The organism is Acinetobacter sp. F9 (assembly GCF_019195275.1).
GTDB classification, from domain to species: Bacteria; Pseudomonadota; Gammaproteobacteria; order Pseudomonadales; family Moraxellaceae; genus Acinetobacter; species Acinetobacter pseudolwoffii.
The window spans coordinates 1,224,346-1,235,748 of the sequence record NZ_CP078068.1 but is presented as its reverse complement, the minus strand read 5'-3'; the positions used below and the strand labels follow the sequence as shown (position 1 = coordinate 1,235,748).

General features: G+C 40.9%; 8 protein-coding genes. 7 read left to right on the top strand and 1 reads right to left on the bottom strand.

Annotated features, from left to right (window positions below; all coding sequences use genetic code 11):
* The first annotated feature begins 136 nt into the window (after positions 1 to 136).
* The 7 genes from apbC to KT990_RS05950 all read left to right on the top strand — a co-directional run bounded on the left by apbC (position 137) and on the right by KT990_RS05950 (position 9,573).
* Positions 137 to 1,402 carry an iron-sulfur cluster carrier protein ApbC gene (apbC, locus tag KT990_RS05980; protein WP_074383443.1) on the top strand — a complete coding sequence of 422 codons (1,266 nt, stop codon included), beginning with the start codon at positions 137 to 139 and terminating at the stop codon, positions 1,400 to 1,402.
* 265 nt (positions 1,403 to 1,667) lie between these two features.
* Positions 1,668 to 2,261: a LysE family translocator gene (locus KT990_RS05975; protein ID WP_100329137.1), complete on the top strand. Its 594-nt coding sequence runs from the start codon at positions 1,668 to 1,670 to the stop codon at positions 2,259 to 2,261.
* A 123-nt stretch (positions 2,262 to 2,384) separates the two neighbouring features.
* Complete coding sequence (gene dcd / locus KT990_RS05970) at positions 2,385 to 2,954, top strand: dCTP deaminase (protein WP_004280726.1); 570 nt, start codon at positions 2,385 to 2,387, stop codon at positions 2,952 to 2,954.
* A 234-nt stretch (positions 2,955 to 3,188) separates the two neighbouring features.
* Positions 3,189 to 5,216 carry a hypothetical protein gene (locus tag KT990_RS05965; RefSeq protein WP_218209304.1) on the top strand — a complete coding sequence of 676 codons (2,028 nt, stop codon included), beginning with the start codon at positions 3,189 to 3,191 and terminating at the stop codon, positions 5,214 to 5,216.
* Positions 5,217 to 5,228: 12 nt separating this feature from the next.
* Positions 5,229 to 5,951: a hypothetical protein gene (locus KT990_RS05960; protein ID WP_005097859.1), complete on the top strand. Its 723-nt coding sequence runs from the start codon at positions 5,229 to 5,231 to the stop codon at positions 5,949 to 5,951.
* A 33-nt stretch (positions 5,952 to 5,984) separates the two neighbouring features.
* Positions 5,985 to 8,270, top strand: coding sequence for a DUF6160 family protein (locus tag KT990_RS05955; RefSeq protein WP_218209303.1), 2,286 nt, complete (start codon positions 5,985 to 5,987; stop codon positions 8,268 to 8,270).
* Positions 8,271 to 8,286: 16 nt separating this feature from the next.
* The gene (locus KT990_RS05950) at positions 8,287 to 9,573 is read left to right on the top strand and encodes a hypothetical protein (protein ID WP_159516130.1); all 1,287 of its coding nucleotides are present in this window, start codon (positions 8,287 to 8,289) and stop codon (positions 9,571 to 9,573) included.
* Between the two features lie 57 nt (positions 9,574 to 9,630).
* Here the strand turns inward: KT990_RS05950 and KT990_RS05945 are convergent, their stop codons facing one another.
* Positions 9,631 to 11,346 (bottom strand): proline--tRNA ligase, encoded by a 1,716-nt coding sequence (locus tag KT990_RS05945; protein WP_159138278.1) that lies wholly within the window; start codon positions 11,344 to 11,346, stop codon positions 9,631 to 9,633.
* Between the last annotated feature and the right edge of the window lie 57 nt (positions 11,347 to 11,403).

Here is an 11,403-nt window from a genome sequence, read left to right as displayed (position 1 = left end):
CAATCCAACAAAACCAAGTAAAATGGTTGGAAATTGCAGATATCTCTTCGATCTTCTCGGCAGAGTGCTTAACCTTAAGCGAAAACCCCGTTAAACTATGCCATTCGGATATCTATCTATAGTTTTGGAGTAACCTATGTCGTGGCTTTCTTCGCTCAAATCGGTCTTTTCACCTTCGCAGGAGGTGAACGAAGAAGCTGTGCAAAAAGTATTGCAAAACTATCTGTTGCCAAATTCAAATGATCCGCTCAAACAGCGTATTACTCAGGTCAATGTTCAAGCTGAGATCCTACAAATCACCTTAAATACTTATCCTGAAGAAAAACAAGATCTGCAACAAATCCATGATGAACTGGCGCAAGCTTTGCAAAAATGTGGTATTCAAGAACTGAATATGCATGTGATTCAGCAAAAAACTGGGCCTAAAAGTCATAAATCGGATGGCTGCGGGCATAAGCATGCCAAAGGTGAAAGCTGTTCCAGTCAGCCTAAAGCAGAAGCAAAACCCAATCTTCCCCCTGTAGTGGATGCCTCCGCCCAGCCTGCAAAACAAGAAGAAGCTGATCCCAATAATCCACCGATTCAAAAAGCTGCACCTCAGCAACGTGATGTACCAAAACATCCACGTATTCAAAATGTGATTCTGGTGTCATCCGGCAAGGGCGGTGTAGGTAAATCGACGACTACAGTGAATCTGGCACTGGCTCTGCAAAAATTAGGCTTAAAGGTCGGTGTGCTGGATGCCGATATTTATGGTCCGAGTATTCCGACCATGCTCGGTAATGCGGGCAAAACGCCGATGATCGAAGCGGAACAGTTTGTCCCTATCGAAGCCTATGGAATGGCAGTGTTATCGATTGGCCATTTAACTGGTGATCACAATACTCCAGTGGCTTGGCGTGGACCGAAAGCCACCGGCGCATTGATGCAATTATTTAACCAGACCTTATGGCCAGATCTTGATGTTCTGATGATTGATATGCCACCCGGTACAGGGGATATCCAGTTGACGTTGGCACAGCGCATTCCGGTAACCGGGGCAGTGATTGTCACGACGCCACAAAACGTGGCCCTACTCGATGCGACCAAAGGCATTGAATTGTTTAACCGTGTGCAAATTCCGATCATGGGCGTGATTGAAAATATGTCGACTCATATCTGTTCAAATTGTGGTTTTGAAGAGCAGATTTTTGGCACAGGCGGTGGAGATAAACTGTCTGAGCAATATCATATTCCATTATTGGGTCGCTTACCTTTAGATGCTGAAATTCGTGAAAATGCCGATGCTGGCACACCTTCAGTCATTGCCGGAGATGATGCAGCCGAAAGCTATATGCTGATTGCAGAAAAAATTGCAGCGCAGCTACCTAAGGCCGAAAAAGATCAGAGCCGAATTTTCTAATTGACCCATTAAATAGAGAGTTCACATATTTAAGCCCTAATTCAAGTTAGGGCTTTTTTATTAATAATTCACGGAAATAAACAGCTTTAAATTAAGAAAATTGACTGAAATGACTGTTGCGTATTGGTTTCCAAAATGGTTTCAAGTGATTGAATTAAATTGATTTAATTCAGTGTGAATTCTGATTATATGTTCTCTTACAATTATTTTTTTGCAGCATTGACCGAACTATTCTATGCTACGCGGATTAGAGCGAGGTCAAACTATGATTTCATGGTTTTTTATTGGTTTAGTGGCAACCATTCTTTTAACACCAGGCCCAACCAATACCTTATTGGCATCTTCAGGCATACAGGTCGGATTTAAAAAAACATTTCGTTTAATTCCTGCTGAAGCCTTTGGCTATCTGATTGCCATTAGCTTTTGGGGCATTCTGATCGGAAAAATTTCCGTTCATCTTCCGCTTTTGCCGACCATTCTCAAGCTGTTTAGTGCCGGCTATATCCTTTTTCTGGCTGTGAAATTATGGCGCACGGCAGAACTCAGTGAAAATTTTGAAAATGTCTCGATTCGTGCACGAGAACTATTTCTGGCAACCTTGTTAAATCCTAAAGCACTTTTATTTGCTTCAGCGATCTTTCCGGTGATTGTCTGGAAAAGCAGTCAGCACTATGTGACTCATATGTTAGTATTCCTGGTTTTGCTGATTCCGATTGCATTCTTCTGGACTTTCCTCGGCTCAATACTGGCCAGAAAAAACAGTCGCTGGCTCAATCAAAAAAACCTGCAAAAAACCGCATCACTGGTGTTAATGAGCTTTTCGATTCCTTTAAGCTATTCTGCACTTTTAAGTTTATAAGCTGATATCTATCAGCAATTTTTTATCCACTGTGGCTGCAAGCGCTTCACTTATTTTCATTGGGGGCAATTTCAGTTAAAGTACGTCGCAATAACTTGTTCTTAAGATTTTTGGATTATATCAATGGCAATTAAGTCTGATCGTTGGATTCGCGAAATGAGCGAAAAACACGGCATGATTGAACCGTATGCAGAAAACCAGGTACGTTTGGATGAAAATGGTCAAAAGCTGATTTCGTATGGCGTATCGAGCTATGGTTATGACGTGCGTTGTGCACGGGAATTTAAAGTATTTACCAATGTGCATTCTGCAATTGTCGATCCGAAGAACTTTGATGAACGCAGCTTTATTGATATTGAATCGGATGTTTGTATTATTCCACCGAACTCATTTGCATTGGCCCGTACCATCGAGTATTTCCGTATTCCACGTAATGTACTGACGGTTTGCCTGGGCAAGTCGACTTATGCGCGTTGTGGCATCATTGTTAACGTGACGCCGCTTGAGCCAGAGTGGGAAGGACATGTAACTTTAGAATTTTCAAATACGACCAATCTTCCTGCGCGTATTTATGCAGGTGAGGGTGTGGCGCAGATGCTGTTTTTTGAATCTGATGAAGTCTGTGAAACCTCATATAAAGATCGTGGTGGTAAATATCAAGGCCAGACAGGCGTTACTTTGCCGAAGACCTGATTGCTTTAAGATATTGAATGACGGGACTTTATGTCCCGTTTATTTTTTTGAGATTTTCATTCATCGGAAACTGCTATTTTTCGCCTAATTGGCTTTGGCATCTGTATTAAAAATCAGCATAATGGATTCCGCATAACCATAAAAAAGATGCAATGCATTATAAAAAAGCAAAGATTGGCGGCTGGGAAGCTGAAGCATAAGGTGCGGAGCATCGAATAAAAAGGAAAGAGTGAGATGGCTCAGATAAAAGATATATTTAAATTTCGCAAAAGTTATTTGGCGATGACAATCGGTTTCAGCCTGTTGCCTTCTGCACATGCGATGCAGGAATTATCAGACTCTTCTCTTTCTGACACCACAGGTGAGGGTGTTGCACTGGTACTTGATGATTTTAAAATGGTGTTTCAAGGCCCTAACGATATCTCGGCTGGCTCGAGTTATGAGCGGAATATTCCTGATCCCGGAAAAGCAGATACAGGATTTATTCGTATTATTCCGACTGGTGAAAACTATGAAAAGCTAGGGGAGCGTTTATATGATAAAGTTTATAGTAATGCTTACAATAATGCTTACCTAGCTGAACGTGCGAGAATTTATAACCATGTATATGGAGATACGTATACATCCAGCCGAGATACTTATATTACGGACAATCGCACGCGTATAGCTAGTGAAATTGCTACTGAATATACGACTGCATACCGTACTAAAAAGGTGCAAGATATCTTAGAAACCCCCATTATGAAACAGTATTATGATCAACGTTATGAAGATTATTGGGATGGTTTAACAGGTATATATTCCATTATAAATGATGGAACGGATACAAATGGTGTAAGTGGAACTTGGCATAATAAGGAAAAATCATCTCAGCATGCTTTAAGAAATACGCTTGAGATGATTGAGTTGTTGTATGGAAACAATTATGAAGCGAATCTTCCAAATTCACCTTTTTATCAAAGTTTTAAACAGCAATTTCCAAGCTATGTTCGTGCAAATGTCATTAAAAGCACAGTTGATAGTCAGCTTGCACTCAAGACTACTGAAACACTAAATCAGCTGGCTGCAGATTATGCGAAAGAACAGGCAACAACAGCCAGTAATACCGTGCATGATGAAGTTGTACGAAATGCAATAAATATGGCAAAAGCTGCTGCACAAAATGCCAATATTGGAAGCCTGCGTACCAAGGCAGATGTTTTCATTTATGGTCTGGCATTATCAAAAAGTGATGACTCGCTGAGCACGCGATACAGTAATCAGGGTTTTAGTTGGGGATCTGCAGATAATCCTTGGTTATTCCGGGCAGGAACTGAAAGCGTCAAACAGTTTAAGGACGCTGCTAAAGATGTAGGCTATATTGCTCTAGAAGCGCCTCTTGCCAAGATTGCTCCAGATGAAAGTGATAATAATATTAAATTGGGGTTTTGGAGTGATATTTTTGCACGTGAGCTTAATTCCTCTAATGTTGTCGATCCTATAACAGGTGGGCCCACTTCAGGGCTTGATACAAATTACCGATTAAGAACGCAATTTGTTGCCAATGGTCTCAGTTTAAATGGTTCGCAAGTTCGGTTATTCCAAACCTTGGAATCGGATAATAAGGACTATAATCAAACTTTAGGAATGGCAAGTATCGTTCGTTTAAATACCAATGATCGGCCAGAAACTCTAAGCAGTAGCGATAGCAATCTTAACAGTAAAGGTATTCGTCTAAGTACCGCAGCAAAAACAGATGCACTTGATGGTAATGTCCCGACCCCAGCCTTAAACGGAAGTGCTGCTCCCATATTTCATGATTCTGAGGGTTTATATTTATATAGTCCAAATATTAACCTGGTGCTCGGTAATATGTATCAGCCTTTTGTGGTCGGTTCAGAAGGCAATAATATTATTTTAGAAGTGACACGTATTCCAAATATCCCTGCTATCTATAATCAAATTTATCAGAATTATGGGGGTGGACTAGGAGAATCTGATTTAAAAGGTTCAACCTGTAATGTCTATAGTTGTGGTACGCCGATTAAAAATAATGCTTCAGATGCGACCGTGCTTTATCAAGGCCGTAACGCCACTCACAGTAGTATTTCAATAGGGACTACAGAGCGTATCCCAGGAACAAATTTGCTGCGCGCCAAAGATGGCCCCAACTCCACGGGAGTCGTATTCAAGAGTACTGATGGTATAATTAAGAATTTTGGGTCTGCAGTCATTGATGGCGTACTGATTCAGCATTTAAAAATTAGAACAACTGGTCTGTAAGGGAGTATAAAAATGTCCAAATTATTGACCCTCTGCGCATTGATATGTACCTCTATGCTCAGTCAAGCCGGATTGGAAGTCCTTAATCAGCAAGAGTTAACTGAGACAGTAGGACAGGGCGGAGCAGACCTTAACTGGACTTTATCCTTAAATCATATTTACGCCACAGATTTAACCAAAGATACAATTTCTCGACTTGATGGAAATGATAATCCACTAGAAGTATTTTATGTTTTAGATCCGACAACATGTGGTGCAACAAAACAGTTTTGCCGTTTGGCAATAGCCCCAAATAATCATGTCGATGCCAATGGGAATAAAAAATGGTTAGTATTTAAAGGTATTCAGGGCACGATTCAGATTGACAAGTTTTCTATCGATGGAACAACCATCATTAATCATCGTAATGAACCGCAAACAGCGATGAAAGTCAGCTTTTATGATGACAAACCTTTGAAAATCAGAAACTTGGGTTTCAGTACAGTGTCGATTGAAACGGGTACAGGGGGTGGTGCACTAGAAGGTTATGCCAATACAGGTACTTATGACACTTATACAGCACGCACCTATAATACCGAAGGCGGTTTTTCTACCTCGACACAAGATGTGCCTTCATTTGATAAGGGGGCCGAAAAAGGTTTTATGGGATTGAATGTTCATGGAAATCTGCATATGTCCGGTAATTTGAAAATATTTGGTTATAACTGTACAGGTGGGGCACAAAGTCGTTGTTAATCGCAGCGTCAAGTACAGCATAAGGATATAAAAATGAAAAAAACAACAATAAAGTTGAAGTTACTAACGGTATGCATGTGTCTTATACAGCAAGCTTATGCACTTGAAACCATTGAAGAGCAGGAATTGAGCGAAGTCACTGGACAAGATGGTATGGTGATTACTCATGAAATTTCTAAAGCCAACATTGCTCAAGTCAATTGGTATGATCCCAATCCAACTGCCAGTACTAAAATGGGTTTAGGTCTACATAATGTTGAAATTATTGGAAAAGATAATAAGCCAATTATTAGTCAACTTGAAATAGATGTAGGTGCTACTTCACAAGGGGCAGGACTTCGGCTTGCTGCAAGTGTTTCACCATTTCAAGCCACTGCAGATTTAAAACTGGTAAAGACAGCCTGTACGACCAATCCATGTAGCCAGTCTGCGAATAGTATTCGGACTGCTGGCGTACAATCTAGTCAAAGTCTAGGTGCATTAGGGATTAGTACCTCTACGCCGCTTAGTGTTCTATTACAAACTACTGCAGGTTTATTTAATAAAGAGGCAATTGCCAGTATCGATTTTCAACTTAAAAATGCCACCATTAGTCATAAACTAGGTGAAAATAGCCTGATTTTAAATGACTTTAACTTTAATTTTGCGGGTCAGGGCTATATGTACATTGACCCCAATGAAGGTGTTGTACTCACTACCCGAAATGGCAATCAAGACCATTATGTGGATTTAAAACGTGTTGAGGATACCACTGATATTGCTGTTGGCCGGGTTAATCCGACCAATCCTGGCGTTAATATTGACTTGCGTTATAACACGCCAAATAACGAACGTAAAAATATTATGCGTCTTGGGGCTTCAGGTGCGGTGACCAATGCCAGATTATCCATGAATGCCGATCAAACCCAGATTGGTACTTTTGATGTAAGTAACAAGTTAAATGGTGTTTTACAGCGTCAAGACAAAACTGCAGCAGGATATAGCGATCTGGTGGGTGAAGGGGGTTTGCATCTGGGCTTATCTGCCGACTTTACTGGTGCTGCTAGTGGTCACCCAAGCAACATCGCGCCTACCGTGCTTGAAATTGGTCATACTGGCCATGGAAGCTATGCAGTCCAATTCTCCAATATTAGGCCCCTGACAACACGGAATGCTGATGAAAATTTACATGGTAAAAATGCCTATATCGATTTTGGTGATATTTATATAAATACTATTACGGCTAAAAGTCTCGATTTTATCATCAATGAAAATATGCGAAAAACCTTGGGGCATAGTAGTGATGTACTGAAACAGACACTGAGTACAGCAGGAGATGGAGAGGATTTTGCTTTTATTGCAGTACGAGGAATGGACTTTCAGGCAATTGCTGCGAAAGCACGTTTTATTTCAGATAACTCCTTGACAGAACTTGGTGGGGATGGCGGTTCATGGGGGATTGGTATTCCTATTTATAATTTAAATGCCAATGTCGCGTTGTCTGGAACAACTTATGGAACAGATAATAAGCAGGCAATTGCTTATAACATCATGGCCTCTACTGAAGGATACGGGGTCGACAAGAAAACCGGTTTGCCAAGTACAACTTCAATTATATTGATTGATGGTCAGGACGGTGTACAGGGTGAAGCTGTTAACTATTATGCAGGCTTTAGAAATATCGATGCTTTAATTAAATCTGAAGGGATTATTGGCTATGAAGATGAAGGGATTTATATTCGTGCCGATAAATTACTGATTGCAGCAAAAGCAGAGCTCGCAATGGGGCAATTACCAGGATCTAAATATAACTGTAGCACTGCATCAGTCAGTAAATGCGGAGGCTATGTGCCTCACGATAATTTTTCTAAACGTGATGATGTACTGACCAATATTGCCTTTAAGCTCGATGGAAATGGTGAGCTTCTGATTATTCCTGGGGTAGATCCAACCGCAAGTTCACCAGATACCAACTTTTTGTCATTTGATGCAAACTTTAAATTTAGGCCACTCACATCAGAAGAAAGTGCAGATAAAGCTAATCTGGGTAGCTACTTTAGTATCTCCAATGAAGATATTGATTTAACAACAGGAGCATTAAACGTTTCTTCGATCAACTTTAACCGGATGGAAGGTCATTTGGGTGTTAATGGGAAAGTTCGTGTCAGTGCTGATACCGTAACGTTGGATAATCAGGTCAAACTCAATTATGAAAATAATATCGCGACACCATTTAAAACCAATTTTGCGATGGCGACCAATGGCAATATGCAAAACATGGCAAGTATTGCACTGACTGGTGGCACTATTCGTAGCACGCTGGGAATCACACCACGCTAAATTCAGGATGAGAAAAATGAAAAAAATAATATTAAAGAGTCTAGTTGCGGCGATGGTGGGATTGAGTGGTCATGTATCTGCATTAACCTCATTAGAAGATCAGGAGCTTTCAAATATTAATGGACAAGCTTTATTGTCAATGGAGGTTCAGGCCGGATTTAACCAAGTTGATAATTTGGGAGAGGCATATGACCAGAGAAATATCTCATTTTATAAATTGGGTCTAGAAGCTGAAATGGAAATTAATGCCAATATTAAAAAACTGCAACTTGGTTGTGGAGGAATTAATGGTGCAACTGGTTGTGATATTGATATTGATCATATTTCCTTAAGTGGTAATTCTGCAAATGGAATGGATCGTGCTGCGACCTCTGCCTTGATTACTAATCCTTTTGTTCAATTTGCTATAAAAAATCCAAATCAGGCATCTACACGTGAAGTTTTGGGTTTCCGTTTAAGTGCAGAAAAGATTTCAGGTCTACTGACTATGGGTACAGAAAATACGGCCACACCAAATGGTATTAATAGTTTTAGTGGATATATGAAGACTAAAGAAGCCAAAGGAACAGCTGTAACTAATCCAAGAACAATGACCTATGCATCAACTGGCAATAAATATATTGAAGGTGCTGTTACGGGAACAATATTGGGGCAGGATCTGGAACTTCATTATAAATCGAATGATTATACTTTTAATTTAACAAGTACCAATGCGCCATTTGTGATTCCAGCCACTATAGTTTCAGGAACACGAATGAGTGAAGTTAAATTAAAGGGGACTGGTACAGTTGACAGAATTGATTTTAGTGGCCCATTAAAGGCCATTTTAAAGCCACTGGATTTATTTGAGCTTACACTGGATAAACAAATTACAGGCTATATGACAGGCCTTAGAACAGATATTACAGTGGATCAAGATCTTGGCTTAATCCATGCATTGTATTTGAATAACCCAGCATCTTTATCATTACAATCGCAAAAAATACTTTGGCCGGGTGCTGCCGTTGCTGCTAATCAAGGTTGGTGGATGGCAATCGAGGATGAGGTAAATCTTGGTGATATTAGTCCAAATAAAGGTGTGGATATTACTAATGCGGTATTAGCACAAACCATTGCAGGGATTAATCATGATTTAACATCAAAACCCAGAGCATGTGGAAGTCTTTTGAATTGTGTATTTGATGGAGCTTTAGATGTGAAAGAAATTAAAAACCCGGCACTTCTTGATTTTCCTTTGAAAAATTTAGAGCTTAAAGGCCAGAACTTTCAACCGAACTGCTTCGGTGGACATAAATTCTGTTAAGTTAAAAAGAATAAAAAATCCCGCACTCGACGGGATTTTTTTATTAAGAAAGCAAAATTATTTCGCGATTTTAGCCAACAACTCTTCTTTGGAAATATTTACAGATTCAGCATCACGGCGACCTTTATATTCAAAAGTACCTGCATCCAAGCCTTTTTCACCAATCACAATACGATGTGGAATACCGGTCAACTCAAGGTCAGAAAATTTAACGCCTGGACGTTCGTTACGATCATCTAGAATTACGTCATAACCCGCAGCAGTGAGTTCAGCATAAAGCGCTTCAGCTGCTTCTACTGTGCGTGGTGATTTATGTGCATTCATCGGTACAATGGCCACTTCAAACGGGGCAATGGCAGTTGGCCAAATAATGCCTTTCTCGTCAAAGTTTTGTTCAATGGCAGACGCAACCACACGTGTTACCCCAATACCATAGCAACCCATGGTCACAGTGAATGGTTTGCCATCTTCACCCAAGACTTTACAGCCCAATGCTTCAGAGTATTTCTGACCCAACTGGAAGATATGACCCACTTCGATACCACGTTTGATTTGCAGTGTACCTTTGCCATCTGGAGAAGGGTCACCTTCAACTACATTACGCAAGTCATAAACTTCAGTGAACTGTGCATCACGTTCCCAGTTTATGCCGGTTGCATGCTTGTCAGCTGTATTAGCACCTGCAACAAAGTCAGACAATACTGATGCTGCACGGTCAACAATGACGGTGACACCTTTTTCAACCAGACCTTGTGGGCCTACAAAACCAGCTGTCAAGCCAAGTGCTGCGATTTGCTCTTCGGTTGCAAAAGTGAGTGGAGCTGCAATTTGTGCATGCTTCTCGGCTTTAATTTCATTCAGTTCGTGATCGCCACGAAGGAATAAAGCAACCACAGGAACAGAACCATCCTCTTTTGCAATGCCTTGAACAAGCAATGCTTTTACTGAGTGAGCTGGATCCGTGCCCAAGAAGGCAGATACATCCGCAATGGTTTTTTGATTTGGCGTATCAACCAGTTTAAGTTCTTGAGTTGGTGCCGCACGTTCGCCGACCAGAACGGCTTCAGCCATTTCAATATTGGCGGCGTAGTCTGATTCGGTCGAAAATGCGATATCATCTTCACCGCTTGAAGCCAGTACATGGAATTCGTGTGAACCTGAACCACCAATCGAACCGGTATCTGCTTGAACCGGACGGAAATCTAAACCAAGACGAGTAAAGATTTTGCAGTAGGCTGCATACATGTCGTCGTAGGTTTGTTGCAATGATTCCTGATTGGCATGGAAAGAGTAGGCATCTTTCATGATGAATTCACGTGAACGCATTACCCCAAAACGCGGACGAATTTCGTCACGGAATTTGGTTTGCACCTGATAGAAGTTGGCAGGGAGCTGCTTATAACTTTTTAGTTCATTGCGTGCTAAATCAGTGATGACTTCTTCATGCGTCGGACCCAGAACAAATGGGTTGCCATGGCGGTCGTTGAAGCGTAAAAGTTCAGGGCCGTATTGTACATAACGACCTGATTCTTCCCATAAAGACGCAGGTTGAGTCACCGGCATATAAACCTGAAGTGAACCGACTTTGTCCATTTCTTCGCGAACGATCGCTTCAACTTTATTTAATACGCGAACGCCCATCGGCAACCAGGTATATAGACCTGAGGCCAACTTACGAATCATACCGGCACGAAGCATCAGCTGATGTGAAATAACTTCAGCATCGTTCGGGGTTTCTCTTAACGTTGCAAATAAAAAGCGACTCGCGCGCATGGAAACTGTCCTAAAAAATTAAGCGTTAAAGCAGGGATTATACAATAAAAAATGAGG

Bases quoted from the DNA above. Each gene is read 5' to 3' on its own strand.
- apbC (WP_074383443.1), top strand. From the start codon at position 137: ATGTCGTGGCTTTCTTCGCTCAAATCGGTCTTTTCACCTTCGCAGGAG.
- KT990_RS05975 (WP_100329137.1), top strand. From the start codon at position 1,668: ATGATTTCATGGTTTTTTATTGGTTTAGTGGCAACCATTCTTTTAACA.
- KT990_RS05960 (WP_005097859.1), top strand. From the start codon at position 5,229: ATGTCCAAATTATTGACCCTCTGCGCATTGATATGTACCTCTATGCTC.
- KT990_RS05965 (WP_218209304.1), top strand. From the start codon at position 3,189: ATGGCTCAGATAAAAGATATATTTAAATTTCGCAAAAGTTATTTGGCG.
- dcd (WP_004280726.1), top strand. From the start codon at position 2,385: ATGGCAATTAAGTCTGATCGTTGGATTCGCGAAATGAGCGAAAAACAC.
- KT990_RS05955 (WP_218209303.1), top strand. From the start codon at position 5,985: ATGAAAAAAACAACAATAAAGTTGAAGTTACTAACGGTATGCATGTGT.
- KT990_RS05950 (WP_159516130.1), top strand. From the start codon at position 8,287: ATGAAAAAAATAATATTAAAGAGTCTAGTTGCGGCGATGGTGGGATTG.
- KT990_RS05945 (WP_159138278.1), bottom strand. From the start codon at position 11,346: ATGCGCGCGAGTCGCTTTTTATTTGCAACGTTAAGAGAAACCCCGAAC.